The sequence below is a fragment of the Methylobacterium sp. Leaf117 genome (assembly GCF_001422985.1).
GTDB lineage: Bacteria > Pseudomonadota > Alphaproteobacteria > Rhizobiales > Beijerinckiaceae > Methylobacterium.
The window spans coordinates 222290-248536 of record NZ_LMNL01000012.1 but is presented as its reverse complement, the minus strand read 5'-3'; the positions used below and the strand labels follow the sequence as shown (position 1 = coordinate 248536).

Annotated in this window: 20 protein-coding genes and 1 tRNA gene; 6 read left to right on the top strand and 15 right to left on the bottom strand. The window is 68.6% G+C overall.

Going from position 1 to position 26247, the window contains the following annotated elements:
- Positions 1 to 204 precede the first annotated feature (204 nt).
- The 3 genes from ASF57_RS08205 to glgX all read right to left on the bottom strand — a co-directional run bounded on the left by ASF57_RS08205 (position 205) and on the right by glgX (position 4714).
- Positions 205 to 528, bottom strand: coding sequence for a hypothetical protein (locus ASF57_RS08205; RefSeq protein ID WP_056481814.1), 324 nt, complete (start codon positions 526 to 528; stop codon positions 205 to 207).
- Between the two features lie 37 nt (positions 529 to 565).
- Positions 566 to 2134 (bottom strand): hybrid sensor histidine kinase/response regulator, encoded by a 1569-nt coding sequence (locus ASF57_RS08200; RefSeq protein ID WP_056190409.1) that lies wholly within the window; start codon positions 2132 to 2134, stop codon positions 566 to 568.
- Positions 2135 to 2437: 303 nt separating this feature from the next.
- The gene (gene glgX, locus ASF57_RS08195; RefSeq protein WP_056190142.1) at positions 2438 to 4714 is read right to left on the bottom strand and encodes a glycogen debranching protein GlgX; all 2277 of its coding nucleotides are present in this window, start codon (positions 4712 to 4714) and stop codon (positions 2438 to 2440) included.
- 416 nt (positions 4715 to 5130) lie between these two features.
- Between glgX and ASF57_RS08190 the strand changes: the two genes are divergently transcribed.
- Both ASF57_RS08190 and ASF57_RS08185 read left to right on the top strand, forming a co-directional pair.
- On the top strand, positions 5131 to 5916 hold the full coding sequence (locus ASF57_RS08190; RefSeq protein ID WP_056190143.1) for an SHOCT domain-containing protein: 786 nt from the start codon (positions 5131 to 5133) through the stop codon (positions 5914 to 5916).
- A 123-nt stretch (positions 5917 to 6039) separates the two neighbouring features.
- Positions 6040 to 7107, top strand: coding sequence for a spore photoproduct lyase family protein (locus ASF57_RS08185; protein ID WP_056481811.1), 1068 nt, complete (start codon positions 6040 to 6042; stop codon positions 7105 to 7107).
- Positions 7108 to 7140: 33 nt separating this feature from the next.
- Here ASF57_RS08185 and ASF57_RS08180 read toward each other — a convergent pair whose 3' ends face one another.
- From ASF57_RS08180 to ASF57_RS08165, 4 genes are all read right to left on the bottom strand, one after another.
- Positions 7141 to 7977, bottom strand: a complete 837-nt coding sequence (locus ASF57_RS08180; protein ID WP_056481808.1) for an MBL fold metallo-hydrolase — start codon at positions 7975 to 7977, stop codon at positions 7141 to 7143.
- Positions 7974 to 8621, bottom strand: coding sequence for a DsbA family protein (locus tag ASF57_RS08175; protein WP_056481806.1), 648 nt, complete (start codon positions 8619 to 8621; stop codon positions 7974 to 7976). The genes ASF57_RS08180 and ASF57_RS08175 overlap by 4 nt, the downstream gene beginning before the upstream one ends.
- Before the next feature lie 267 nt (positions 8622 to 8888).
- Positions 8889 to 10148 (bottom strand): glycosyltransferase, encoded by a 1260-nt coding sequence (locus ASF57_RS08170; protein WP_082503768.1) that lies wholly within the window; start codon positions 10146 to 10148, stop codon positions 8889 to 8891.
- 778 nt (positions 10149 to 10926) lie between these two features.
- Positions 10927 to 11016, bottom strand: a tRNA-Ser gene (locus tag ASF57_RS08165).
- A gap of 311 nt (positions 11017 to 11327) precedes the next feature.
- On the opposite strand from ASF57_RS08165, the gene ASF57_RS08160 reads away from it, so the two are divergent.
- The 3 genes from ASF57_RS08160 to flhA all read left to right on the top strand — a co-directional run bounded on the left by ASF57_RS08160 (position 11328) and on the right by flhA (position 15747).
- A complete protein-coding gene (locus ASF57_RS08160) occupies positions 11328 to 11981 on the top strand; it encodes an ABC transporter ATP-binding protein (protein WP_056190152.1) in 654 nt (217 codons plus the stop codon).
- Between the two features lie 101 nt (positions 11982 to 12082).
- A complete protein-coding gene (locus tag ASF57_RS08155) occupies positions 12083 to 13327 on the top strand; it encodes a hypothetical protein (protein ID WP_056481800.1) in 1245 nt (414 codons plus the stop codon).
- 257 nt (positions 13328 to 13584) lie between these two features.
- Positions 13585 to 15747 carry a flagellar biosynthesis protein FlhA gene (gene flhA / locus ASF57_RS08150; RefSeq protein WP_056481797.1) on the top strand — a complete coding sequence of 721 codons (2163 nt, stop codon included), beginning with the start codon at positions 13585 to 13587 and terminating at the stop codon, positions 15745 to 15747.
- A 109-nt stretch (positions 15748 to 15856) separates the two neighbouring features.
- Here flhA and ASF57_RS08145 read toward each other — a convergent pair whose 3' ends face one another.
- From ASF57_RS08145 to fliI, 3 genes are all read right to left on the bottom strand, one after another.
- Positions 15857 to 16906, bottom strand: a complete 1050-nt coding sequence (locus ASF57_RS08145; RefSeq protein ID WP_056481794.1) for a lysylphosphatidylglycerol synthase domain-containing protein — start codon at positions 16904 to 16906, stop codon at positions 15857 to 15859.
- Between the two features lie 157 nt (positions 16907 to 17063).
- Complete coding sequence (gene fliJ / locus ASF57_RS08140; RefSeq protein ID WP_056190161.1) at positions 17064 to 17471, bottom strand: flagellar export protein FliJ; 408 nt, start codon at positions 17469 to 17471, stop codon at positions 17064 to 17066.
- A 93-nt stretch (positions 17472 to 17564) separates the two neighbouring features.
- Positions 17565 to 18920 carry a flagellar protein export ATPase FliI gene (gene fliI / locus ASF57_RS08135; protein ID WP_056481791.1) on the bottom strand — a complete coding sequence of 452 codons (1356 nt, stop codon included), beginning with the start codon at positions 18918 to 18920 and terminating at the stop codon, positions 17565 to 17567.
- Positions 18921 to 19344: 424 nt separating this feature from the next.
- Between fliI and ASF57_RS08130 the strand changes: the two genes are divergently transcribed.
- Positions 19345 to 20046: a response regulator transcription factor CtrA gene (locus ASF57_RS08130; RefSeq protein WP_019903129.1), complete on the top strand. Its 702-nt coding sequence runs from the start codon at positions 19345 to 19347 to the stop codon at positions 20044 to 20046.
- A 260-nt stretch (positions 20047 to 20306) separates the two neighbouring features.
- Here ASF57_RS08130 and ASF57_RS08125 read toward each other — a convergent pair whose 3' ends face one another.
- The 5 genes from ASF57_RS08125 to ASF57_RS08105 form a co-directional block, all read right to left on the bottom strand.
- Complete coding sequence (locus tag ASF57_RS08125) at positions 20307 to 21248, bottom strand: protein-glutamate O-methyltransferase CheR (protein ID WP_082503767.1); 942 nt, start codon at positions 21246 to 21248, stop codon at positions 20307 to 20309.
- Positions 21245 to 22423 (bottom strand): chemotaxis response regulator protein-glutamate methylesterase, encoded by a 1179-nt coding sequence (locus ASF57_RS08120; RefSeq protein WP_082503766.1) that lies wholly within the window; start codon positions 22421 to 22423, stop codon positions 21245 to 21247. The genes ASF57_RS08125 and ASF57_RS08120 overlap by 4 nt, the downstream gene beginning before the upstream one ends.
- An 84-nt stretch (positions 22424 to 22507) precedes the next feature.
- Positions 22508 to 22891, bottom strand: coding sequence for a response regulator (locus ASF57_RS08115; protein WP_056481788.1), 384 nt, complete (start codon positions 22889 to 22891; stop codon positions 22508 to 22510).
- Positions 22892 to 22914: 23 nt separating this feature from the next.
- On the bottom strand, positions 22915 to 23400 hold the full coding sequence (locus ASF57_RS08110; RefSeq protein ID WP_056190412.1) for a chemotaxis protein CheW: 486 nt from the start codon (positions 23398 to 23400) through the stop codon (positions 22915 to 22917).
- 32 nt (positions 23401 to 23432) lie between these two features.
- Positions 23433 to 26165 carry a hybrid sensor histidine kinase/response regulator gene (locus ASF57_RS08105; protein WP_056481784.1) on the bottom strand — a complete coding sequence of 911 codons (2733 nt, stop codon included), beginning with the start codon at positions 26163 to 26165 and terminating at the stop codon, positions 23433 to 23435.
- Between the last annotated feature and the right edge of the window lie 82 nt (positions 26166 to 26247).

Sequence of the window (26247 nt, the reverse complement as noted above, 5' to 3'; positions counted from 1 at the left end):
TGGGGTCATCGTGCCGACAGGGTCCTGCCGGAGACTCACGGGAAGCGCAGCGTCATCCCGGGGCCGTGCAGCGGAGCCCGGGATCCAGACACGCAGGTGGTGCAGGACTTCGCGCCATCGGCGGATCTGGATTGCACGCCGCTGTGGCGCCCCGGAATGACGGCGCCGAGTAAATCGGCCAGCCGATCGGCCCTTGGCCGCCTGTCACGACGCGTGACGCGCCGCCTCGGCATTGCGCTTGCGGGTCGCGGCGGCCTTCTTGGCCGAAGCGGAGCGCTGTTCCGCAGTCCGGGAGGCGGAGGCTTTCCCTCCCGTCTCGCCGCCGAGATGGGAGGCTGGGTGCCCGGTCGCCCGGCCCCGGCCGGAACCGCCGGGTTTCTTGCCGCCGCCGTCGTCCTTGTTGACGGTGGCCCAGGCCCGCGCCTCGGCCTGCTTCTCCGGCACTCCGCGCGATTCGTAGGATTCGGCGATGTGCTCGGCCTTGCGGATCTGCTTGTCGGTGTATTTCGACTTGTCGCCCTGGGCCATCCGAACGCACTCCGGTGGGACGGACCCGGCCGGCGTCTCAGCCGAGGGGACCGGGTCCGTCGAGGATCGCCCGCACCCGGCGGATCAGGTCCGTCCGGCGATAGGGCTTGTTCAACAGATCGAACTCCGAGCCACCGGCATCGGTTCGCTCCAGGCTCGCCTCGGCGTAGCCGGTGGTCAGCAGAACCTTGAGGTCCGGGCGCCGGCGCTTGGCCTCGCGCCCCAGCGCGATGCCGTTCATGCCGCCGGGCATGATCAGGTCGGTGAACAGCAGGTCGATGGGACCGCCGGCGTCGAGCACCTCGAGGGCCTCGCGTCCGTTCTGCGCCATCAGGGTGGTGTAGCCGAAATCGCGCAGGATGGTGCGGGCCAGTTCCGCCACATCGTCCCGGTCGTCGACGATCAGGATGGTCTCCGTGCCGGTGCCGTCCTGGGCTGGATCGAGCGCCGCCGCCGGGGCCGGGTCCGCCGCCTCCTGCTCGGCGGCCGGGAAGGACAGCCGCACGATGGTGCCCTCCCCCAGCACCGATTCGATCCGGGCGGCGCCGCCCGACTGCTTGGCGAAGCCGTAGACCATCGACAGGCCGAGGCCGGTGCCCTTGCCCTCCTCCTTGGTGGTGAAGAACGGGTCCATCACCCGCGCCAGCACATGGGGCGGGATGCCGCTGCCGGAATCCGAGAGGCTGACGGTGACGTAGCGGCCGGGCGCCAGGGTGCTCCCGGAATCGTCGGCGATGACGTGGTTCTCGGTCGCGACGGTAAGGCGCCCGCCCTCCGGCATGGCGTCGCGGGCATTGATGAAGATGTTGAGCAGGGCGACCTCGGCCTGGGTCGGATCGACCCGGCAGGTCCACAGCTCGGGACTGAGGTCGAACCCGATGCTGATGGTCTCGCCGAGGGTGCGGCTCGCCATATCGGCCATGCCCTGCACCAGGGCGTTGAGGTTCACGGAGCGCCCCTCCAGGCGCTGCTTGCGGGCGAACGCCAGCAATTGCTGGGTCAGGGTGGTGGCACGCTCGGCGGCGGTGCGGATGTTGTCGGTTGCGCGGCGCAGGCGGCGGCGGTCGGCTTCGGGATCGTCGAGGCCGGAGCCGACGATGTCGACGTAGCCGACGATGACCTGCAGCAGGTTGTTGAAGTCGTGCGCGATGCCGCCGGTGAGCTGCCCGAGGGCCTCCATCTTCTGGGCCTGCCCCAGCGCTTCCTCGGCGTCGCGCCGGCGCGAAACGTCGAGCTGCGAGGCGAAGAAGTACACCAGCGTCCCGCTCGCGTCGTAGATCGGCGACACGAACAGGGCGTTCCAGAACGGCGTGCCGTCCTTGCGGTAATTGATGATCTCGGTCGCTACGTTCTCGCGGGCGGCGATGCCGCGGGCCAATTCGCGCACCGAAGCGCGGTCGGTTTCCGGCCCCTGCAGGAAGCGGCAGTTGCGGTCGATGACCTCGTCGCGACCGTAGCCGGTCATCTCCAGGAAGGCGTCGTTGGTGAAGATGATCGGATTGTCGGGCAGGCGGGGATCGCTCACCACCATCGGCATGCGCGAAGCGGCTAGGGCGGCGAAGAAGAACGCGGCCTCGGGACCGGCGTCGGGGCCGGTCGCCGCCATCGCGGGCTGGGTGGTCGCGCTTGTCTTGTCCGCCGACAGGGTCTCGTCCGTCGATGGGATGGTGGGGGTCTCGATCATGGTCGCGCAATCAAACCGGGAGGCTCCGGGAGGAGGCTCCCGCCGGCCTCGCCTAACATGCGACAAACACTGGGCGGACGCATCGTTCCCTCGGTGGACCGCGCGGCGGTGACAGTCTCGCGAGGCGGCACGCGCGATCCGGCCCCGCGACGGTCCGAAGACGGCCGCGCGGGGGGAGCGTGAGGCGGCCGCGCGACGGGGCGCGCGCGGCCGGTCCGGTTGGCGTCAGCGCTGCTCGGTCTCGAAGCGGACGCTGTTGACGTTGGCGCGCTCGAAGGCCTGCATCACGTGCTGGTAGGAGCGCTCCATGTCGCTGGCGTCGACGCCGTCGACCTCTTCGGGCTTGAGCACGAACATCAGCATCGAGCGCCCGGTGACGTCGTAGGTGGCGCCGATCGGCTTGCTGACCACGTCCTGGCTGTCGGGCAGGTTGGTGTCGAGGAGTCGGGTCCAGCCGACGCCGCCGACCGATTCCGGCAGCGTGAACGACACGAGGTCGTGATAGGCGTTGTAGAGCAGGAGCAGGGTGGCATCGCCGCCGCGCCGGTGGATGCCGGAGGCCTGGGCGCGCCCGTCGAGCAGCACCGCGATGGCGCGGGCGTCCCCTTGCGTCCAGTTCTCGGGCGACATCTCGGTGCCGTCCGGCTTCAGCCAGGTCACGTCCTTGACTCCGAACTCCTCGTCGTAGGCGCCCGTGAGGAAGCGTCCGCGAGTGAGGATCGGCAGGGCTTCGCGCAGCAGGGTCAGGCGCTGCGTGAACTCGGCGAGATCGCGCTCCTCCGGACCGACGGCCTCCCAGTCGAGCCAGGAGATCTCGTTGTCCTGGCAATAGGCGTTGTTGTTGCCGTTCTGGGTGCGGGCGAACTCGTCGCCGGCCAGCAGCATCGGGGTGCCGCGCGACAGGAATAGGGTCGCGAGCATGTTGCGCATCTGGCGCAGCCGGATGGCGCGGATCTCCGGATCGTCGGTCGGGCCCTCGGCGCCGTAATTGTTCGACAGGTTGTGCGAGTGGCCGTCGCGGTTGTCCTCGCCGTTGGCCATGTTGTGCTTCTCGTTGTACGACACGGTGTCGTTCAGCGTGAAGCCGTCATGGGCGGTGAGGAAGTTCACCGATGCCCAGGGCTTGCGCCCGCGCTTGTTGAACTTGTCGGCCGAGCCGGTGAGCCGGGCGGCGAGATCCGGCAGCATGCCCTCGTCGCCGCGCCAGTAGCCGCGCACGTCGTCGCGGAACCGGTCGTTCCACTCGGCCCAGCCGGGCGGGAAGCCGCCGACCTGGTAGCCGCCCGGACCGCAATCCCAGGGCTCGGCGATCAGCTTGACGTTGTTCAGCACCGGGTCCTGGCGGCAGGTGTCGAGGAAGCCGCCGCCCTCGTCGAAGCCGTGCGGCTCGCGGCCCAGGATGGTGGCGAGATCGAAGCGGAAGCCGTCGACCCGCATCTCGGTGGCCCAGTAGCGCAGGCTATCGGTCACCAGCTGCAGCACGCGGGGGTTCGAGAGGTTGAAGGTGTTTCCGGTGCCGGTGTCGTTGATGTAGTAGCGCGGCTCCTTGGGCATCAGCCGGTAGTACGAGGCGTTGTCGACGCCCTTGAACGACAGGGTCGGACCCTTCTCGTTGCCCTCCGCGGTGTGGTTGTAGACCACGTCGAGAATGACCTCGAGGCCGGCGCCGTGCATGCGCGCCACCATCTCCTTGAATTCGGAGAAGGCGAAGTCCGGCACCGCCGCGTAGCGCCGGGCGGGCGTGAAGAACGAGATGGTGTTGTAGCCCCAGTAGTTCACCAGGCCCTTCTCCTGCAGGTAGTCGTCCTGCACGAAGGCGTGGACCGGCAGGAGTTCCACCGAGGTGACGCCGAGGCTCTTGATGTAGTCGAGCACCGCCGGGGTGCCGAGACCGGCATAGGTGCCGCGCAGCTTCTCGGGCACCGCCGGGTGCAGCTTGGTGAAGCCCTTCACGTGGGTCTCGTAGAAGATCGTCTTCTCCCACGGCACGTGCGGCTTGCGGTCCCGGCCCCAGGTGAAGGCCGGGTCGATGACGCGGGACCGGCGGGTGAAGGGCGCGGAATCGCGCTCGTCGAAAGTCAGGTCGTCGCCCGTCTCCATCTGGTAGCCGAACAGCGCCGGGTTCCAGGTGATCGAGCCGACGAGGCCCTTGGCGTAGGGGTCGATGAGCAGCTTGTTGGGGTTGAAGCGATGGCCCGCCTTCGGCTCGTAGGGGCCGTGGACGCGGTAGCCGTAGATGGTGCCGGGGCGCGCGTCGGGCAGGTAGCCGTGCCAAATCTCGTCGGTGTACTCGGGCAGCTCGATCCGCTCGATCTCGTTCACGCCGTCATCGTCGAACAGGCACAGCTCGACCTTGGTGGCGTGGGCGGAGAACAGCGCGAAATTGACGCCGAGGCCGTCCCAGTTCGCGCCGAGGGGATAGGGCGAGCCCTCCTTGATGCGCGAACGCTTGGCGCGGCCGTACGGGATCGATCGGTCGGCGGGATTCGTCGTGTCGGCCATGGTGGCTCCGGGCGAGGATCAGGTCATGCGTCGAGCCGGACGCTGCGCGGCGCCCGGACTCGGAAAATCGAGACAGGAACGCTCACGCTTCCTCGGAAGGTCCGCCGGTGCGCAAATCTTTTTGCGACGCGCAACGCCGCGGGCCGGTGCGGCCGGACTCCGGGCGGGATCTCCGAACCCGTACGCCTCGCGCAGACCCTTGCGCCCGGGGCAGACCCTTGCACCCGGGGCAAACTCTTGTGCCCGGCGCAAACTCTTGTGCCCGGCGCAAACTCTTGCACCCGCACGGTAACGGTTCGGGTTGTACCAGGAAGCGTTGTACGAACGGCCCTCCCGGCTTCCGTCGCGTGCCGGCTTGCGTCATGCTTGAACCGCATCCGGCCCGGCGTGGGCCGCCCATGCGAGGAGACCAGGGCATGACGGATCGTCCCAACGGGCTGCAGGCCATCGCCGACCGCTACCGGGTCAGCCTCGATGCCGTGCGCCACCTCGTCCACGCCCTCGAGGCGGGACACGGCCGGATGGCGCAGTTCAACCATCCGGATCTCGGCGGGTTCGGGCAATGGTCCGGCTCCGGCATGACCATGATCGGCGACATGTTCAACACCGACCTCAAGGCCCGGGTCGATGCCCTGTGCACCACCCTCGCGGCCGCGCTGCCGGCGACGGGCTGGTCCGACCCCGCGCGCGGCGGAGACCGGCCGGAGCCGCAACGCGGCACGGGTCCGTTCTGGCCCGCCGAATGGGGATCGCCGGCCACCTCCGGGTCGCAGAACGGCATGCGCTACGCCTATTTCCCGGCCCAGCGCCGCATCGTGGTCGAGACCGAGAGCGGCGTCGCCATCTACGACACCGACGACCACCTGATCAGCGGGGTTTCGCAGCAGCAGGGCGGCGGCACGAGCCTGCGCTTCTCCGGCCCGGCCGGCGCGATCGACCTCGCGACCCTGCGGCGCCTCGACGGGGCCGAGCGTGGCGAGGGGCAAGCCGGGACGCGGCCTCCGACGCCCGAACCTTTTGCCCCCGAGCCGTTCACACACGAGCCGTTCGCCCCCGAACCGGCATCGACCGATTCACACGCGGCAGCACCGGCCGGCGACGTGCTGACGACCATCGAGCGGCTGTCGGAGCTTCAGCGCAAGGGCATCCTGACGGCGGCCGAGTTCAACGCCAAGAAGGCCGAACTGCTGGCCCGCCTGTAGGGGTCGCGCGCGGATCGCCTTTCTGACGGATCGCCCTTTCGACGGAGCGCTCGCCGTCGCGGCGCGTTGCCGGGCTGTGGATCGGCCGCCGGCGGTCCGGAAAGCCCGACAGCCCGAAGGCCCATGGCGCGCGCCCGCGAACTCCTCGACGTCAGCACCATCTACCACGAGCCGGCGGTGCCGGACTTTTCGCGGGGTCGGGAGATTCTCGATCGCTTCCCCGCGGCCGAGCGCATCGTGGTGCCCTCGCACTGGAACATCCCGAGCCTGCACGGCAATGCGGGGTCGGTGGAGGACTGGGTGCGGATCAAGCGATCGACGCTGGTGCTCGGTGTGAAGAAGGGTCTGGCGATGCGTCCGAACGGGCGCAGCGCCCACTTCATCGCGCCTTCGACCTCGAACGGCTGCGCCATGGCCTGCGCCTATTGCTACGTGCCCCGGCGCAAGGGCTTCGCCAACCCGATTTCGCTGTTCGTCAATGTCGAGGCGGTGGCCGCCGCCATCGCCCGCCACGCCGCCCGCCAGGGGCCGCTGACCGAGCCCGACACCATCGACGCCGCGCACTGGGTCTACGACCTCGGCGAGAACGGCGACCTGTCCGTCGACGCCATGGTCAGCGACACTGTGCGCGACCTCGTCGGCCTGTTCCGCGACCTGCCCAACGCCAAGGCCTCCTTCGCCACCAAGGCGGTGAACCGGGACCTCCTCGCCTACGATCCGCAGGGCAAGACCCGGATCCGCTTCTCGCTGATGCCGGAGCGCATCGCCCGCATCGTCGATGTCCGCACCGCCCCGATCCCGGAGCGCATTGCCGCGATCGACGACTTCGTCGCCGCCGGCTACGAGGTCCACGTCAATTTCTCGCCGGTGATCCTCTACGAGGGCTGGGAGGCGGATTGGCGGGCGCTGTTCGAGGCGATCGACGACGGCATCGGGCCGGCGGCCCGGGCGCAGCTGAAGGCGGAGATCATCCTCCTGACCCACAATGCCGACCTGCACGCGGTCAATCTCGGATGGCACCCCAAGGCCGAGGACCTGCTGTGGCGCCCCGACATCCAGGAGGCGAAGGTCTCGGAAGGCGGCGGAGCCAACCTGCGCTACCGCACCGGCTGGAAGGGCCAATGGCTCGCCCGGTTCAAGGCCCTGCTCGCCGAGCGGATGCCCTATTGCACCGTGCGCTACGCCTTCTGACGGGCTGTCCTCACCACCTGAGCCGAGGCACCCTCAGCCCCAGCTCATCGCACCGGTGGCGACCTTGGCGCCGATGTCGAGGGCGATGCCCATGCCGAGGCCCGGGAACCGGGCCTGCATCGCCGCGGTCAGCGCGGCGGCATCGCCGCCCTTGGCCAATTCTTCCTCGAAGGCCAGGAGGTAGGCCCGGGTGAAGGCGAGGGCTGACGCGTCGGTCGCCGCGTCCGGCACCTGATGGCCCGGCACCACGACGACGGGTCGGCGGGCGGCGATGCGATCGAGTTCGGCGATCCAGGCGGCGCGTGCCTTCGGGCTCTGCGTGTCGGCGGTCCAGACATGGACGCCGGAGAAGATCAGGACGCCGCCGAACACCGCGTTCAGCGCCGGCACGAACAGGGTGCGCCGGTTGGGCAGACCGGCGGCTGGCACGATCTCCACCCGCTCGCCATCGACCGCGAGGGCAGCCCCGTCGAACGCCTCCGGCATCACCGTCCCGTCCCGGGTCTGCGGGCCGTTGGTTCCGAGCTGCGGCCCCCAGGCGGCGATCTTCTTGTCGACCGAGGCGGCGATGGCCGCCACCGTGGCGGAGGCGGCGAGCACCCGCGCCTTGGGGAAGGCGTGGCAGACCGGCGTCAGGCCGAAGTAATAATCCGGGTCCGACTGGCTGACATAGATCGTGGTCAGCCGCTTGCCCGTGGCGGCGATCGCCTCCGCGAGGGCGCGACCGTCGGAAAAGGTGAACCCGCCATCGATCAGGATCGCCTCGGTCGGCCCTTCGACCAGGACCGGGGCCCGATAGAAGCCGTCCGGCCCGGCGGGAAAGTGGGTCCAGCGCAATCCGGTTTCGGGCGCCGTGGCGGTCTGCGTCATGATGATCCCCCTGATCCTGCCTGAAGCTCGGCGGCCAGCCCCTCCCGGTCGCCGAACAGAACGCCGCTCGGCATCAGCCGGGCGCCGCGCCCGTCCGCGATGACGAGGGCGGGAACACCCCGGACCCCGAACTGCGCCATCATCCGGCGCGCGGCGTCGATCCGGCGGCGGCCGCTGTCGCGGAGCGTTTCGTCGGACGCCGTCACCCGTGCGGCAGCCTCGGCGAAGCCGGCCCGGGTCAGCACATCCGCCACGACGGAACGGTCCGCGGTATTCCGTCCCTCGACGTAGCGGGCCTGCTGCAGCGCCCTCAGCCCCTCGGTCTCGGAGCCGGACGCGGTCAGCCCGATCGCCACGACGCCCAGGGTGGTCGCGGCCGAGTCGAACACGAGGCCGGAGGTCTCGAAGATCAGGGCGCGATAGGCTTCGGAGAACACCTGCCCGGTCTGCGCCGCGATGCGCTGATCGTTCTGCCAGGCGTAGCCGGCGAAGGCCGCATCCATCGGGTGGGCCGCATCGCCGGCGAACAGGCCTGTGGGCGCGAGCCGCAGTTCGACACCCTCCCGTTGGGCGAGCCAGGCCAATGCGGGACTCGCGCCGTAACACCAGCCGCACAGGGGATCGAACAGATAGGTGAGATGCATGGATCAGCACACGCCTTATGGCCTGAGGCGCACCGAGACAATTTGAAAAGTCGGATAAAGCGCGGGCTTTATCCCCCTTAGCGGCAGACTTTCAGCAAGACTAGGCCGGATTTCGAATGTCTGTCCAGTCCGGATCGAGGCCCCTACGGGACGGGCCGCGGGCGTGCGGTCTGTGGCGGCGGGGCGCTTCCGGGCCGTCTCGCATCCTGACCTCTGGCCACCGACGGCGTCTTGCGGCTCGCGGATCGGGACGTCAGGCGGCCTGGATCAGGATCCGGCCGAAGACGGAGCCGAAGATGGGGCCGAAGACGAGGCCGACGAAGAAACCCTGTACCGGCCGGCCGGGGCGAGGGACTCGAGGACGTCCAGGAACTGCCGGCCGTTCTCGCTCCAGTCGAAGGTGCCCGAAGCGGCGGCGAAGCTGCCTTCCTGCATCGCGTTCAGACGCGGGAAGTCGTCGATGACATCGACGATCTTGCGGGCCAGCTCCGCGCCATCCCCGGCCAGCAGGCAATGGTCCATGATGGCGTCCGGAACGCCCTCGAACGAGCCCTCCAGGGCCGCCACGGGAAGACGATTGAAGATGTAGTCCAACACCTTCAGCTTGAAGCCGCCGCCGACGGCCTCGACGATGAGCCCCAGACGGGCTTGCGCCATCACCTGCTCCGCGTCCTCGACAAAGCCGAGGAAGCGGGTCGCGCGGAGTTGCCCTTCCCATTCGGCCCGGAACGCGGCCGAGACGTCGCCGACCAGGTGCAGCTCGACGCCGGCCGAGGCCAGGATCGCGTCGGCGGCGGTCAGGAAGGCGGCGACGTTCATCTTCTTGGGCAGCCATCGCAGGGAGCCCAGCATCACCACCCGGCGCGGAACCGCGGCATCGATCCGCCGCGCGGCCACCCGTTCTCCGGCGAACCCCGGGGGCACGACGAGCACATCGGCGCCCGCCAGGCGCGGCTTGAACATCTCGGCATCCCTGCCCGTGAGCGTGACCACGAGGTCCGCCGCGTGGAGCAGCTTGCGCTCCAGATGGGCGACCTTGAGCGCATTCGCCGCCAGGACGAGCTTCTTCAGCGTGTTGCCCCGGTAGGCCTGCGCGATGTCGCGGGCGACCTGCTCTTCGTCGTTATGGGCGATGTAGACGAGCTTGAACCGGCTTTCGGGCACGCAGGCGAGGTTCCGCAGTACCCAGCCCGCCGCATAATTGTCGATCACGACGACGTCGGGCTCTTCCTCCGCCAGCAGGCACAGCATCCGCTTGCGGATGGTCCTGGGCGAGCAGCGCGCCGTGACGATGGGCAGCCGGCTGACGACGGCGCGCGGCCGCCCGCGCTGCGCCGTGTGGACGGGCAGCAAGATGACGTCCGACCCGAGGCTGTCCGCATCGTCCGGCCCGTCTCCGGAACTGAGACCGAGGAGATAGACATTTGCCCCGGCTGCGCCGACGGCTTCCGCGAAACGGGCAGAATAGACCCGATCACCGGCAGTCAATGGGAGCGGAATAAGGCCGCTGATCCAAACAACCTTCATCCAGCCGACGTCCTACCGAGTGTTGACGAAGCAATGACCTCTCATTTCTGGCGAAGAACCGGAACTTGAGTTGCTTACAGGCAGAGAAAGCCGCCGATCACGAGCCGCCCTCCCGGGAGTTCATCGGCCCCGTCCACGAAAACGTTTCGTTAACCAAGTTAGGGCGGCGCGCCCATATTTGAAAGAGGAAATCGGTTCAGCCTAAGAAAATTTGCAGATCTGGACAGGGTTCAGTCCGGATGGACTGCGCAGGCGCATGATTGTGCCGCACCTACGTAGTATCGCCCCGGGATCGCATCGCAGAGTGCGGTTCAAATACGCCGTTGAAGCCTGCGAAGACGGGAATCAACTTACAAGTTCGCGTTCTGGTTGCGAGCTGAAGGCTTGTGGGGCGGGCATGACTGAGGCGGTGCGGTGCCGTTGCTGGCGCCGAGTTCGCCGCGTTTTTGACAGCATCAGGCGGGTCGAGGCTGGTTGCGAGACCCGTCCGGCTGCGGCCGCCGCGCCTCGGCCCAGACGCATCGTGAAAGCCGGACGCCGCCACTGTCGGAGCGGCGCCGAGATACGGGGCGGGCGTCAGCGCTGTCCGGCCCTGGATGGGGATGCTTCACGCTCGCCATGAGAGCGGTGAGAACCCGCAGGCGCACGGACCGACGACCGCAGGGCGACAGCCGATTCAAGGGGCGCCGCACCCTCGGCGTCGCATCCCCGGGACACGACGACGCCACACGGGCTATCGCGTGCCGAAACCGTTTGCTGTCAGAGGGTTACGAGCATCTGGCGGAGGGAGCGGGATTCGAACCCGCGATACCGTTTCCGGTATACACACTTTCCAGGCGTGCGCCTTCAACCACTCGGCCACCCCTCCGGTCCCGGGCCTGCGTCTCACAGCCGCCGCTCGGGCGACCGGGCTTCGCGAGGGCGCCGGGAGGCGTCGTGTACAAGCCGCACCCGCGGCGTGCAAGCCTCCGAACGGCAAAGCTGTCGATTCTTCTCGGAATCGCGACCGAAGAATCTTGGAATTGGGACCTCGGAATTCCCTCGGACGAGCGCGGGGGGCGCTGCCCGGTCGGGGTGCCCTTTCTCAGATTCGCCGCTTTTGTCGGCGATCCCGTCGCGGTGACGTGCTGTCCGCGCCCGCGATCGGGCCGGCCGCGCCGTCGGGAGCCCTCCTCAGCCGTGATCCGCTTCGACAACGTGACCAAGATCTACCGGACGGACGGGCACCGCCGCACGATCCTGGAGCGCGTCTCGTTCACCCTGAAACCGGGGGTCAGCTACGGCATCCTGGGCATCAACGGCGCCGGCAAGTCGACCTCCCTGCGGCTGCTCGCCGGAACCGAGATGCCGACGAAGGGGCGGGTCATCCGCAATCGGCGCGTGTCCTGGCCGCTGGGCTTCGCCGGCGGCTTCCACCCGCAGATGACGGGGCGCGACAACATCATCTTCGTGGCCCGGATCTACGGCGAGGATCCCCGCAAGGTCTTGGAATTCGTCGAGGATTTCTCCGAACTCGGCAGCTATCTCGACGTGCCGATCAAGACCTACTCGTCGGGCATGGGCTCCCGGCTCGCCTTCGGCATGAGCATGGCGATCCCGTTCGACTGCTACCTCATCGACGAGGTGACGGCGGTCGGCGACGCCCGTTTCCAGAAGCGCTGCGAGGAGGCCTTCGCGGCCCGGCGCGAGAATGCCGACGTGATCATGGTCTCGCACGGCATGGACACCCTGCGCACCTGGTGCCAGCAGGGGATCGTCATCATCAACGGGCGCGCGATCGTCTACGAGGACATCAACGACGCCATCGAAGTCTATCGCCGCCTGAACGCGTGAGCCCGCGTCCGGGCCGGTTCGGTCACGGTTTCGCCGCGGCGATGATGAATGGACACGGACGGGGCGGTGGCTTCGCCCACCCAGAGGGACGACCGGGGCGCATGAGCATCGAAATCCGCAACCCGCAGGGACAACCGCTCACCACGGCCGACCGGTCCAACGCGGTGGCCGAATCCCTCAAGCAGATCGCGCGCGTCTCCCGCTTCGCCGACCGCAAGAAGGGCATTCGCTCCTATCAGAGCCACGTCAAGACCGACGCCATCATCCCGGTGCTGTTCCTGGTCTGCTTCGTGATCCCGACCCTGGCCGCCATCGTCTATTACGGGCTCATCGCGTCCGATCGCTACGTCATCGAATCGCGCTTCGCCCTCCGGCCGGCGCTCGGCAATGTCGAGAAGGCCTCGCCCGATCAGGTCGGGACCAATTCGGGTTCCCCGAGCCACCAGATGGTGGCGCAGGACAGCCTGATCGCGATGAACTACATCGTCAGCCGTCCGATGATCGAGGCTATCGAGAAGCATCATTCGGTGCGCGCGATGTTCTCGCGGCCCGATATCGACTACTTATCCCGCTTCGACCCGGAAAAGCCGGTCGAGAAGCTGGTGAAGTACTGGAACGAGCGGGTCCACGCCAAGATCGAGGCCGGCTCCGGCATCATCAACCTGACGGTCACGGCCTTCGATCCGCAGGAAGCCTTCGATCTGTCGAACGCGATCCTGGCCGAGAGCGAGCGCATGGTGAACGCCCTGAGCAGCCGCGCCCGCGACGATGCCGTGGCGGAAAGCTCGCGCGAGCTGAAGCGGGCCGAGGAGCGGATGACCAAGATCCGGACCGAAGTGGCGGCCCTGCGCAACCGGGACGGCGTCCTCGACGCGCAGAAGACCAACGAGAGCAATCTCAAGGTCATCAGCGAACTCCGGACCACCCGCATCAACCTGGCCGTCCAACTCATCCAGAGCCAGCGCGACCTCTCGCCGGAGACGCGCCGCATCCAGGACATGAAGGCCCAGCTCAAGGACCTCGACGACAACATCGCCCGGATCGAGCGCCAGTCGGCGAGCGAGGACCCGGAGCAGCGCCGGGTGCTGGCCGATGCCCTCACCCGGTTCGAGGCCTTCGACGCCGACCGCATGGAAGCCGAGAAGTACTTCGCCAAGGTGCTGGCCTCGAACGAGCGGGCGCGTATCGTCGCCGCCCGGCAGATCGAGTTCTTCAGCATGATCGTCCCGCCGGTGAAGCCGGAATCGGCGCAGCAGCCCCGTCGCGTTCTGATGATCTGCCTGATCGCAGCGGGCGCCGCCGCCCTGTTCGCGGGCGCCGTGGTCACGCGGAAGTACATGACCTGACAGGTACGGGCCTGAGACCCAGAGGCCGAGGCTTTCAGACGGGCCAGGCCTGCCTGCGCGCGTCGGGTAAGCACCTGCGCCCCGGTATCATCGAATCCGGGCGCGTCCGTCGCCGGCCTTTCTCGGCGTTCGAGGGCTTCCAGTCCCTCATAATCCCGGCCCAGGACGGTCGGTCTGGCCCGGTGTTAACGCTTCGCTAACCCTAAACCCGGCAAAACTTGCCTGGTCCCCGGATCGTTGGGGGCGTGAGGGTGACGATGAGCGAGACGGCCGCCACGCCGGGTCCGGCAGCGGGATTCGGGGGGAGCTTGGGGCATCTCGCGAGCTTCGCGATCCCCAACCGGGCGAACCTGACCGCGCTCTCGAAGCGCACCGATCTGTTCTTCGCCACCGCCGTGATGGGCATCCTCACGGTGCTCATCTTCCCCCTGCCGGCGTTCCTGCTCGACCTCCTGCTGGCGGTCTCGATCATCATCTCGGTGCTGATCATGATGACCGGGCTGTTCATCGACAATCCCCTCGAGTTCACGGTCTTCCCGACCCTGCTCCTGGTCGCGACCCTGCTGCGCCTCGCCCTCAACCTCGCCTCCACCCGGCTCATCCTCGGGCACGGCCACGAAGGCACGGCGGCGGCCGGCCACGTCATCGAGGCCTTCGGCAACTTCGTGATGGGGGGCAACTTCGTCATCGGGATCATCGTCTTCGCGATCCTGATCATCGTGAACTTCGTCGTCATCACCAAGGGTTCGGGCCGCATCGCCGAGGTGGCGGCCCGCTTCACCCTCGACGCGATGCCGGGCAAGCAGATGGCCATCGACGCCGACCTCTCGGCCGGGCTGATCGACGAGAAGGTGGCCAAGGCCCGGCGCGGCGCCCTCGAGGAGGAATCCTCGTTCTTCGGTGCCATGGACGGTGCGTCGAAGTTCGTCCGGGGCGACGCCATCGCGGCGCTGCTCATCACCTTCATCAACGTCATCGGCGGCATCATCATCGGCGTCGCCCAGCAGGGCATGCCGTTCCTGGGGGCGGCCAAGACCTACACCCTGCTCACCATCGGCGACGGGCTGGCCTCGCAGGTTCCGGCCCTCATCGTGTCGGCGGCGGCCGGCATCCTGGTGTCGAAGGCCGGCGTGAAGGGCTCGGCCGACAAGGCGCTCGGCAAGCAGCTCGCGAACTATCCGAAGGCGCTCGGCATGTCGTCGGGCGTCATGGTGCTGATCGCGCTCCTGCCCGGCATGCCGATGCTGCCGTTCCTCGGCCTGGCCGTCGCCTCCGGCTATGCCGCCTGGCACTTCGCCAAGGTCGCCCGCGAGGCGCCGCCCCTCGACGCCGACGGGGCGCCGATGGACGCCTCCGCCGTCGCCGCCGCCCAGGCCGCCAAGGAGGAGACCGTCACCGACCTCCTCAAGCTCGACGACCTCAAGCTGGAGATGGGCTACGCCCTGCTGGCGCTGGTCAACGGCCCGGAAGGGCAGGACCGCCTCACCGACCAGATCAAGGCCCTGCGCCGGCAGCTCGCGGCCGAACTCGGCTTCGTGATGCCGTCGGTCCGCATCCTCGACAACGTCCAGCTCGATGCCAACGCCTACGTGATCCGCGTCAAGGAGATCGAGGCCGGAACGGGCCAGATCTTCCCCGGTCAGTTCATGGCGATGGACCCGATGGGTGGGCAGGTGCAGCTGCCCGGCCAGCACATGCTGGAGCCGACCTTCGGTCTGCCCGCCACCTGGATCGACGCCTCCCTGCGCGATCAGGCCCAGCTCAAGGGCTACACCGTGGTGGACGCCGCCACCGTGGTCTCGACCCATCTCACCGAGATCATCAAGGCCCACGTCTCCGAACTCCTGAACCACGTCGAAGTCCAGAAGCTGCTGCGCGAGGTCTCGAAGGAGCATGCCGACCTCCTCAAGGAGGTCATGCCGAGCCAGATCGGCACCACCGGCATCCAGCGCGTGTTGCAGTTCCTTCTGGCCGAGCGGGTCTCGATCCGCGATCTCGGGGCGATCATCGAGGGCATCGCCGAGGTGGCGGGGCACGTGAAGAACCCGCGCGACATCGTCGAGCACGTCCGCGCCCGGCTCGGGCGCCAGATCTGCGCCCAATACCAGGGGCCGGACGGCATGCTGCCGATCATCACCCTGTCGCCGGCCTGGGAGCAGGCCTTCCTCGACGCGATCGCGGGCGAGCGCGACGAGCGTTATCTCGCGATGCAGCCTTCCAAGCTCTCCGAATTCGTCAACACCGTGCGCGATCGCTTCGAGACCGCCGCCCGCATGGGCGAGATGCCGGTGCTGGTCACCTCGGTCCAGGCCCGGCCCTTCGTGCGCTCGATCATCGAGCGCTTCCGGCGCGAAACGCCGGTGATGAGCCAGGCCGAGATCCATCCGCGCGCCCGGCTGCGCACGGTGGGGTCGGTGTGACCCTCCTCACCCGTCGGGACAGCGAAAAGGGCCTGCCGCCGGGTGCCCCGGTCGGGGCGCTCGGCGACACGCCCCGGACAAGGCTGCGACGGGGGTGTTCGAAGCCGGATCAGACCGGCTTCTTCTCCATGCGGCGCTCGAGGGCGTTCGCATCGAGGCCCGGGGCGGTAAGGGGGGCGTCGGGCGCGGCGGAATCGTGCGGCTTGTTGCGCAGGGCCGAGGCGAGGCGGTTGCGCTCGTAGAGCAGCACCACGACGACCGAGATCAGGAAGGGCAGCCAGAAATAGAACAGGCGGAAGACCAGGAGCGCGGCGATCACCGAGGGCCGGGCGATGTCGGGCATCGCCACCACGAAGACCAGCTCGAACACGCCGAGGCCGCCCGGCGCGTTGGAGACCAGGGCCGCCGAGAACGACGCCAGGAACACCGCCAGCACCACGAGGAAGCCGGGATTGCCGGCCTCGGGCAGCGCGAAGTAGATGATGCCGGCCGCACCCAGCAGCTCCAGCGGAGCGGCGATGAGCTGGCGCACCATGATGCGGGGACGCGGATATTCGAGCTTGAACGTGCGGATGGTCAGCGGCTTCAGGTGCAGCAGCGAGCCGATCACGTACAGGGCGACGAAGGCGAGGAGGCCGGCGCCGAGGATGCGGGCGGTGGCGGGGTCGGTCAGGATCGCCGGCAGGTAGCCGTTCAGGCGGGTCAGGGTGTCGGGCAGGACCGTCAGCACGAAGCCGCCGAGCAGGATGGTGCCGAGGCCGAAGGTGAAGGAGCACAGGGCCACCAGCACCGCCACCTGGGCGGCCGACAGGCCCTTGGCGGTGTAGGCGCGATAGCGCACCACCGCGCCGGAAAAGACCGAGGCGCCGATGTTGTGCGACAGCGCGTAGGTGGTGAACGAGCAGACCGAGACGAAGAACCAGCCGATGTGGCGCACGCCGAGATGCAGCAGGGCGATGCGGTCGTACCAGGCCAGGGCCGCGTAGGCGACCAGGGTCGAGAGGGCGGCGAGGAGGAAGCGATGCGTCGGGATCGCCGCGAAGCTGCCCTTGATCTCGGCCATCGAGATGCCGGCCAGTTCCTTGTAGAGCAGGTATCCCGAACAGATCACGGCGGCGAGGCCGATAATCGGCCAGATGAAATCGCTGATCTTCTTCATGGTGGTTCGGACACGCCCCTGGTTCGGGCCTTTCCCTGCACGACGATGCGGCGCATCGCAAGCGAGGTTCGGTCTGGCCCTGGCAGGACCGGCTCATCCCACGGGATCATGACGGTTTCGTGCCGGCTCGCGCCTGCGGCCGGCACGAAACCGGGGGTCAGGCGCGGATGCGCGAGAGGCCGATCCCGTCCATGGCGGCCTGATCGCGGGCGGCCTCGGCGGCGCGCTCGGCGGTCCGCTCGCGGTCATCGAGGATCTCGATCTTCTTGAGGTCCTCGAAGGCCTCGCCGAGTTCGGCCTTGGCTTCGGCGAGCTGGCCCTCGAGGGCGGCTGCCGATTGGCGCATGTTGTCCCGGCGCGTGGCGGCAGCACGGGCATAGGTCGGGTAGGCGAAATGGGCGGGATCGGAGATGCCGGCGCGGCTCTCCTCGTGGGCGACTTCGCGGTCGAGCTCCAGCGCCATGCGGGTGAAGTCCGCCTTCATCATCTCGATCTGCGTCACGCGGCGACGCTTCTCGTCGACCTGGAAGCGTCGCAGCCGGATCAACGTGTCACGGGATTTCATGGACGGGTTCACTCCACGCAACGCTCGGCCTGCCGGCGCGCGGGGACTGCGCGACCGGACCCGGCTTCAGGATGATTACGTCGGGGTGACCCCTTACGGGGCACCGACAATCTCTGCCAGGCGACGGTAACCCTCGCCGATCGAAGTTGCTTCTTCCTTACCCTGACCCAGAAAAGCCTCCATTTCGGGCATGAGGGCGACCGCTTCGTCGACTTCCGGCGAGGCGCCCGCCCGGTAGGCCCCGAGCCGGATCAGCTCCTCCATGTCGGCATAGGTCGAGAGCAGGCGCCGCGCCCGCCGCACCGTCGGCAGGTGCTCCGGGTCGCAGGCGCGCGGCATGGTGCGGGAGACGGAGCGTAGGACGTTGATCGCCGGATAGCGCCCGCGCTCGGCGATGCCGCGCTCCATCACGATGTGCCCGTCGAGGATGCCCCGCACGGCGTCGGCCACCGGTTCGTTGTGGTCGTCGCCCTCGACCAGAACGGTGAACAGGCCCGAGATCGCCCCCTCCCCCGTGCCGGGACCGGCCCGCTCGAGCAGGCGCGGCAACTCGCTGAACACCGTGGGGGTGTAGCCCTTGGCGGTGGGCGGTTCGCCGGCCGCGAGGCCGATGTCGCGCTGGGCCATGGCGAAGCGGGTGATCGAATCGATCATGCACAGCACCTGCGCGCCCTGATCGCGAAAATACTCGGCCATCGCCAGGGTGACGTAGGCGGCGTTGCGGCGCATCAGGGCCGGCTCGTCGGAGGTGGCGACCACCACGACCGACCGGGCCAGGCCCTCGGCGCCGAGATCGTCCTGAAGGAACTCCTGGACCTCGCGCCCGCGCTCGCCGACGAGGCCGATCACCGCCACGTCGGCGGCGGTGTAGCGGGCGAGCATCGACAGCAGCACTGACTTGCCGACGCCGGACCCGGCGAAGATGCCCATGCGCTGGCCGGCGCACATGGTCAGGAAGGTGTTGATGCAGCGGATGCCGAGATCGAGGGGCGGACCGACGCGGCGCCGGGCGTGGGCCGGGGGCGGATCGGCGCGCAGGGGATAGATCGCCGGGCCGGGCGGCAACGGCCCCAGCCCGTCGATCGGACGGCCGAGGGCATCGATGGTCCGCCCGAGCCAGGCCGAGGACGGCCGGACCGCGCCGGCGGCCTCGTCGCGCACCATGGCGGGGCAGCCGCGCCGGACGCCCTCGAGGGAGCCGAACGGCATCGCCAGCGCCCGGTCGCCCTGAAAGCCGATGATTTCGCAGGGGACGGCGCCGAGACCGTTCTCCACGGCGATGTCGAGGCGGCCGCCGAGGCGCATCGCCGCGACCGGACCCGCCACCTCGATGAGCAGGCCCCGAATCGCCACGACCCGTCCGTAGGTCTCCAGCACCTCGACGCCGTCGAGCGCACCGCGCGCTCCAGCCAGGCGCAAGCGTGCGGCGCTAGGGTCAGGCTGGGTCATCGGTGAATCTCTCAACCATTCATTTACCTCCCTCCTTAACACTGTGGGCATCGGGCTTGTAGCGGGCTGCCGGCCCTGAGCCGGAACCTAAAAAATTTCCCTCCGGACCACACGACGTTTCGGCGTCGTGGCGCCGGAGAGACAGCGCGCAACATGTCCTTGCGGACGAGGCACTTGAGGCGATTTGCAGAGGCTTCGCATCCGACCCGCGACCGGTCTCTCGAGAACAGACCGTCAACGGTTCGAGGCGCGGCCGGCACCTGGGGTGATTTGGGTGCTTGCGTCCGGGAATCAGGGTTTGTTAACGATTAACGAATAGCGTTTCACGTCATAGACGAGGGAGCGTCCGCCACGGGCCGGTGGTGGACGAACAGCGGGGGCTTGCCCGTACGCTGCAGACGGCCGGCTGGGCTGGGGACCGACGATGCGGGTACTTCTGATCGAGGACGACAGCGCAACCGCGCAGAGCATCGAGCTGATGCTCAAGTCCGAGAGCTTCAACACCTACACCACTGATTTGGGCGAGGAGGGGATCGACCTCGGCAAGCTGTATGATTACGACATCATCCTGCTCGACCTGAACCTCCCCGACATGTCGGGCTACGAGGTGCTGCGGAACCTCCGCGTCGCCAAGGTGAAGACCCCCATCCTGATCCTCTCTGGCATGGCCGGCATCGAGGACAAGGTGAAGGGCCTCGGCTTCGGCGCCGACGACTACCTGACGAAGCCGTTCCACAAGGACGAACTCGTCGCCCGCATCCACGCCATCGTGCGCCGCTCGAAGGGCCACGCCCAGTCGGTGATCACCACCGGCGACCTGATCGTGAACCTCGACCAGAAGACCGTCGAGGTCTCCGGGTCCCGCGTCCACCTCACCGGCAAGGAGTACCAGATGCTGGAACTCCTCTCGCTTCGGAAGGGCACGACGCTGACGAAGGAGATGTTCCTTAACCATCTCTACGGCGGCATGGACGAGCCCGAGCTGAAGATCATCGACGTGTTCATCTGCAAGCTTCGGAAGAAGCTGGCCAATGCCTCCTCGGGCAAGAACTACATCGAGACGGTGTGGGGCCGCGGCTACGTGCTGCGCGAGCCCAACGAGGGCGAAGAGCGCATCGCCGTCTGACGAACCCGAGCCAGACGGTGAAACGGCCCCGCGCGAGCGGGGCCTTTTTTGTGTCCGGACGTCAGCGTGTCTGGCGATCATGGGGCTGTGGTTCCGGGGCGCGGTCAGTTCAGCCGTCGACAGGATCGCGGGGCCTGGCCCCATCGCGCGGATTCACGCTTGCCCGCAATCGTCCAACGTCCAAGCAGCGCATCCGGCTCTGGTTCACGACGAACGAAGCGACGGCCCGGCGGGGCGTGGCTTTCGGCAACCGGGCTGTTCTAGAGCCCGACCACCCGGCGCAGGGGCGGCGCTGCGGCCGCGCCCGTCTGGGCGGCGGGTGGCAGGAGGCCGGGAGACCCGGCCGCAGGGGACAGGATGCCGCCGGCCGCCGGCCGGGCGGCGGGGGCGCGGCCGGCCTGGACGTAGAGGCCGCGGTGCTGGGCGTTCGGAACCAGCTTCTCCGTCAGTCCGATCACGGTCTCGGCCGCGCCGAGCAGCAGGGCTCCGTCCGGGGCCAGGCTGGTGCTCAGGCGGGCAAGGACGTCGCCCTTGGTCGGCGCATCGAAGTAGATCAGCACGTTGCGGCAATAGATGATGTCGAAGGTGCCGAGGCCGTCGAAGGGCTGCAACAGGTTGAGCGGGCGGTAATCCACCATCTGCCGCAGGGACGCGGAGATGCGCCACTGCTCGCCGACCTGCTCGAAATGCTTGATCAGGGACTGAACCGGCAGACCGCGCTGCACCTCGAAGTGGCTGTAGAGACCGGCCTTCGCCTTCTCCAGCACTTCGGTGGAGAGGTCGGTGCCGATGATGTCGACGGTCCAGCCGGCGAGGCGCGGCGCCGCGTCCTGCAGCATCATCGCGAGGGAATAGGGTTCCTGGCCGGTGGAGGCCGCCGCGCACCAGATCCGCAGGCGGCGCTGGCTGGCGCGCCGGGCCATGGCCTCCGGCAGCAGGACGTCGCGGAACAGGTCGAAGGGCGTGCGGTCGCGGAAGAAGAACGTCTCGTTGGTGGTCATCGCCTCCACCACGGCACGCTCCAGGGCGACGTCGCGGCTGCTCTTGAGGGCCGACACCATCGCGCCCAGGGTGGCGATGTCGAACCGGCGGCAGACCGGGCCGAGGCGACTCTCGACGAGGTAGCGCTTCTCGCCGCTGAGGGCGAGGCCGGAGCGGGTCTTGAGGTAGGCGCGCAGGAAATCGAATTCGACGTCGGTCATGCGCCCTGCCCCGTCAGAAGATTGCGCAAGGCCGGGCCGATCTCCGCCAGCGGCAGGATGGCCTGGGCCAGGCCCGCCTTGGCGATGCTGCCCGGCATACCCCAGACGGTGCTGGTCGCTTCGTCCTGGGCCAGCACCGCGGCGCCGGCCTCGGTCAGCGCGCGGGCGCCGCCGGTGCCGTCCGAGCCCATCCCGGTCAGCACCACCGCCAGGGCAGAGGCCCCGAAGATCGTGGCGGCATCCTGGAACAGGACGTCGACGGCCGGGCGGCAGAAATTCACCACCGGGCCGTCGTGCAGGCGGATCGTCACGTCCTGACGACTGCCGCCGAGGCCCATGTGCCGGCCACCGGGCGCCACGTAGATCCGTCCGGGCTGGAGGCGCTCGTCGGCCTTGCCCTCCGCCGCCGGCAGGCCGGTCCGGACACCGAGATGCTCGGCGAACACCGCGGTGAAGACCGGCGGCATGTGCTGCACGATGAGGACGGGGAACTGGCGCAGGGTGGCGGTGCCGATTTTCTCCAGCACCTCGCCGACGGCGCGCGGGCCGCCGGTGGAGGCGCCGATGAGGAGGACGCGGGGCGCGATGCCGGTGCGGGCCTTCGGACGCAGGACCAGGGGCGACGTCGGCCGCAGGGCCGAGACCGGCGCGGGGGCGGGCATGCCGTGGGCGATTGGGATCGGCGCGCTGGAGGCGCCGCGCTTGCGAGCGCGGGCGGAGCCGAAGATGCGGACCCGCTCGATCAGGTCGGTGCGGAAGGCGTCCGAGGTGGTGACGCCGCGATTGCTCTCAGGCTTCGGGATGTAGTCGACGGCGCCGAGAGCGAGGCAGCGCAGCGAGATGTCGGCGTTGCGGGTCGTCAGGGTCGACATCATGATGACCTGGACGCCGGGGCTCTTGGCGAGCAGCAGCGGCAGGGCTTGGGTGCCGTCGAGTTCCGGCATGTCGATGTCGAGAAGGATCACGTCGGGGTCGTGGCGCGACATCGCCTCCAGGGCGATGCGACCGTTGGCGGCCGTGGCGACGACCTCGTAGCCGGCCTCCCCGATCCAGCGGGCGACGAGCCCGCGCACCACCGCTGAATCGTCTGCGATCAGCACCCGGACGCGCTGCCCCGTCTGGGGCGGCGGGGCCGGATGGGTCGACGCGTAGGTCGGTGCGGTGGCGGCCATCATGAATTCACGGTTTGAGCGACGCGGAAGATCGGTCGGAGGGGAAGAGGGTCCCGGACGGGGCGCGTGGCGCGGCCCGGGGCCGCGTCAGGCCGCGTCGGCCTCGACGGCGAACCCGACCTGGGCCAGCTTCGCCGTGACGATGTCGCGGTCGAACGGCTTCATGATGTACTCGTCGGCCCCGGCATGGAGCGCGCGCGCGATGGCGCCGACGTCGTTCTCGGTGGTGCAGAACAGGACCTTCGGCTTCTCGCCGCCGGGGGATTTCCGCAGCGCCCGCAGGAAATCGTAGCCGTCCATGGTCGGCATGTTCCAGTCGAGTAGGATCGCGTCCGGCATCGTCTCGGTGCAGGCGGTGAGCGCCTTCTCGCCGTCCTCGGCCTCGCCGACCTGGAAGTTCATGGTCTCGAAGATGCGGCGCGCCACCTTCCGGATGACGGCGGAGTCGTCGACGATGAGGCAGGTTTTCATCGGTTCAGTCTCCCCTTGCGCGCTCACGCTGCACCGGCGGTGCGGGCGGTCGTTCCGAAAGCCAGGAGGGCGTCGACGTCGAGGATGACGAGGAGGCGGCCGTCGAGGCGGTGCACGCCGAGGGTGAGGTCGCGCCAGCGGGCATCGAGATTGATCGGGACCGGCTCATGCGTCTCGGCTCCGAGCTTCAGCACCTCGCCGACCCCGTCCACGATGAGCGCGAAGGTCTCGCCGCCCTGTTCCAGGCCGATGGCCATCTGGGCCGCGTCGCCGGTCCGGGCCGGCATGCTGAGGCGCCGGCGCAGGCACAGGGCGGTGACCACGCGGCCGCGCAGGTTGAGCAACCCGACGATCTCGGGCGGCGACAGCGGCACCGGCGTGACACCGGCCGGGATGAAGACGTCGTGGACCCGGTCGATGGCGAGACCGAACATCGTCTCGCCGACGAAGACGGTGACGAAATCACGGGTGCCGCCGGCATCCGCGGCATTGGTGTTGGCAGCCTGCATCATGGGCGTGAACTCCGAAGGGGGCTGTGCGATCAGGCGGCGGCGGCGACGGCGGCGAGGCTGGGCGCGTCCAGCTCCGCCAGCGCCGAGATCAGCCCGCTGCGGTCGAACTTCGCCACCAGATCGGCGATGCCGAGCGTGCGTGCCCGTTCGATGGCTTCGGCCCCGATGGTGCCGGACAGGCCGATCACCGGAAGGCTGGCCACCCGACCCTCGACCTTGCGCATGGCGCCGACGAGATCGAAGCCGCTGCGGCCCGGCATCTCGAGATCGCACACCACCACGTCGACGCGGCCGTTCGACAGCAGGGTCGCCACCGCTTCGTCGGCGCTGGCGGCGATGATGACGCTGTAGCCGGCGGCCTTGAGCACCGGGCTCAGCATGTCGCGAAAGAAGGCGGAATCGTCGACGAGGAGGAGGGTCGAGCTGTGCTTGACCGGCTTCTTCGGGCCGCGCGCCCAGTCGTCGTAGGCGAGCGGCAGGAAGTGGGCGATGTTGATGATCTCGGTGGCACGGCCGCGCAGAACGGCGGAGCCGATCAGGTCCGAGCGCTCGGCGGCGATCTCGACGTCGAGGCGTTCCTCGACGATGTCGACGATCTCGTCGACTACGAGGCCCATGGCCCGCTCGCCGTCGGAGAACACCACCAGGGCCTGGGTGCCGGAGCTGCGGATCTCGATAGACGGATCGGCCGGCACCAGCGGCATCAGGCGACCGCGATACTGGATCAGCGGGCGTCCGCCGACCCATTCCACCTTGGCCGATTCGATCTCTTCGAGACGGGTCACCAGTGAGAGCGGAACCGCCTTGAAGCTGCCGGCGCCGCCCTTGAAGACGAGCAGCGTGGACTTGGCATCGGCGGCTTCGATCTCCTCGACCTCGGCCTCGACCGGGATCGCGCCGGACTGCGAGCCCTGGCTGACCTGCTGGGCGATGCCGTTCGGATCGACGATGAGCACGACGGCGCCGTCGCCCAGGATGGTGTTGCCGGCGAAGAGCGGCAGGTGGCGCAGCTTCGAGGACATCGGCTTCACGACGATCTCTTCCGTGTGGAAGACCTCGTCGACCAGGATGCCGAAGCGCTGGCGGCCGACCTGGGCCACCACCACGAAGCCGGAATCGACGGCGTCGGCGGCCTGATCCTGGCCGAGCACGCCCGTCAGGGTGACGATCGGCAGCAGGCGCTCGCGCAGGCGCAGAACCGGCGAACCGTTGATGCGCTCGACCTTCTGCGCGGTCGCCTTGTCGACCCGCACCAGCTCCAGCACCGCCACCTGAGGCACCGCGAAGCGCTGCTCGCCGGCCTTCACGATGAGGGCGGCGATGATCGCGAGGGTGAGCGGGATCTTGATGGTGAAGGTGGTGCCGCGGCCGAGCTGCGTGTTGATGTCGATGACACCGCCGATCAGCTCGATGTTGGTCTTGACGACGTCCATGCCGACGCCGCGGCCCGAGACCGAGGTGATGGCGGCGGCGGTGGAGAAGCCCGGGTGGAAGATGAACTTCGCCACCTGGGCATCGGTCATGCGCTCGACCTCGGCCTGGCTCGCGACCTTGCGCTCGACGGCCTTGCGGCGGATGGCGGCGAGGTCGAGACCCTTGCCGTCGTCGGCGATCTCGATCGTGATGGTGCCGCCCTCATGGTAGGCGGAGAGGCGGATCGTGCCGCGCACCGGCTTGCCGGCGGCCTTGCGGTCGGCCGAGGACTCGATGCCGTGATCGGCCGAGTTGCGCACCATGTGGGTAAGCGGGTCCTTGATCACCTCCAGGACCTGACGGTCCAGTTCGGTTTCGGCGCCGCTCATGACGAGCTCGATCTGCTTGCCGAGTTCGGACGACAGGTCGCGGACCACGCGCGGCAGCTTCTGCCAGGCATTGCCGATCGGCTGCATGCGCGTCTTCATGACGCCCTCCTGCAACTCGGCCGTCACGTGGCTGAGGCGCTGGAGCGGCACCTTGTAGGTGGAATCGTCGTGCCGGCGGGCGATTTCGAGGAGCTGATTGCGGGTCAGCACCAGCTCCGACACCATCGTCATGAGGTGTTCGAGGGTGTCGACATTGACCCGGATGGTCTGGACCTTCGCGATCGCGCCCTCGCCGTCCGAGGCGGCGGGCGCATCGGCGGATTTCGCGGGCGCCTCGGTCACCGGGGCTTCGGCGGCCCGGACCGGCATCGGGGCGGGCGCCTCGGGCTCCGGTGCCAGAGCGACGGGCTGAGGCGCGACGGGCTCGGGTGCGGCCGCCATGGGGGCGTCGAACGGATCGGGACCCTCGGCCTCCATGAAGGCGCGCTCGAGATCCTCCAGGGTGACTTCGCCAGGCTTCAGTTCGCGGATGACGGGGTCGGGCAGCTTGATCTCGGGGGCGGGCGCCGGAGCGGCCGGCGCGATCGGTGCCGAGGCCATCACCTCGAGGGCGCCGATGAGGTCGTCGTCGCTGCCGGTCGGCTCGGTGCCGGTGGCTTCGAGATCGCCGAGAATCGCCTTCAGGCGGTCCAGGGTGACGAGGATGAGGCTGACCGCGGGACCGGTGACCGGCATGCCGTCGCGGAACTGGCCCATCAGGGTCTCGGCGGCATGGGCCAGCGCTTCGAGGCGCGGCAGGCCGAGGAATCCGCAGGTGCCCTTGATGGTATGGACGAGGCGGAAGATATTCCGCAGGATCGTCTGGTTGTTCGGATCCTGCTCGAACCGGACGAGTTCGGCATCGACCGTATCGAGATGCTCGGCGCTCTCGGTCAGGAACTCACGCAACAAGTCGTCCATGAGGGGTACTCAGTCCATACGCGCACTACAGTCTGTGCAGGACGGAGCTTGGACCCGAACCAGTTAGGGAAGGGTTTCACCG

Bases quoted from the DNA above. Each gene is read 5' to 3' on its own strand.
- ASF57_RS08130 (WP_019903129.1), top strand. From the start codon at position 19,345: ATGCGGGTACTTCTGATCGAGGACGACAGCGCAACCGCGCAGAGCATC.
- ASF57_RS08125 (WP_082503767.1), bottom strand. From the start codon at position 21,248: ATGACCGACGTCGAATTCGATTTCCTGCGCGCCTACCTCAAGACCCGC.
- ASF57_RS08185 (WP_056481811.1), top strand. From the start codon at position 6,040: ATGGCGCGCGCCCGCGAACTCCTCGACGTCAGCACCATCTACCACGAG.
- ASF57_RS08120 (WP_082503766.1), bottom strand. From the start codon at position 22,423: ATGATGGCCGCCACCGCACCGACCTACGCGTCGACCCATCCGGCCCCG.
- fliI (WP_056481791.1), bottom strand. From the start codon at position 18,920: ATGACCCAGCCTGACCCTAGCGCCGCACGCTTGCGCCTGGCTGGAGCG.
- ASF57_RS08105 (WP_056481784.1), bottom strand. From the start codon at position 26,165: ATGGACGACTTGTTGCGTGAGTTCCTGACCGAGAGCGCCGAGCATCTC.
- ASF57_RS08155 (WP_056481800.1), top strand. From the start codon at position 12,083: ATGAGCATCGAAATCCGCAACCCGCAGGGACAACCGCTCACCACGGCC.
- ASF57_RS08180 (WP_056481808.1), bottom strand. From the start codon at position 7,977: ATGACGCAGACCGCCACGGCGCCCGAAACCGGATTGCGCTGGACCCAC.
- glgX (WP_056190142.1), bottom strand. From the start codon at position 4,714: ATGGCCGACACGACGAATCCCGCCGACCGATCGATCCCGTACGGCCGC.
- flhA (WP_056481797.1), top strand. From the start codon at position 13,585: ATGAGCGAGACGGCCGCCACGCCGGGTCCGGCAGCGGGATTCGGGGGG.
- ASF57_RS08205 (WP_056481814.1), bottom strand. From the start codon at position 528: ATGGCCCAGGGCGACAAGTCGAAATACACCGACAAGCAGATCCGCAAG.
- ASF57_RS08110 (WP_056190412.1), bottom strand. From the start codon at position 23,400: ATGCAGGCTGCCAACACCAATGCCGCGGATGCCGGCGGCACCCGTGAT.
- ASF57_RS08115 (WP_056481788.1), bottom strand. From the start codon at position 22,891: ATGAAAACCTGCCTCATCGTCGACGACTCCGCCGTCATCCGGAAGGTG.
- ASF57_RS08175 (WP_056481806.1), bottom strand. From the start codon at position 8,621: ATGCATCTCACCTATCTGTTCGATCCCCTGTGCGGCTGGTGTTACGGC.
- ASF57_RS08190 (WP_056190143.1), top strand. From the start codon at position 5,131: ATGACGGATCGTCCCAACGGGCTGCAGGCCATCGCCGACCGCTACCGG.
- ASF57_RS08145 (WP_056481794.1), bottom strand. From the start codon at position 16,906: ATGAAGAAGATCAGCGATTTCATCTGGCCGATTATCGGCCTCGCCGCC.
- fliJ (WP_056190161.1), bottom strand. From the start codon at position 17,471: ATGAAATCCCGTGACACGTTGATCCGGCTGCGACGCTTCCAGGTCGAC.
- ASF57_RS08200 (WP_056190409.1), bottom strand. From the start codon at position 2,134: ATGGCGGCGACCGGCCCCGACGCCGGTCCCGAGGCCGCGTTCTTCTTC.
- ASF57_RS08170 (WP_082503768.1), bottom strand. From the start codon at position 10,148: ATGAAGGTTGTTTGGATCAGCGGCCTTATTCCGCTCCCATTGACTGCC.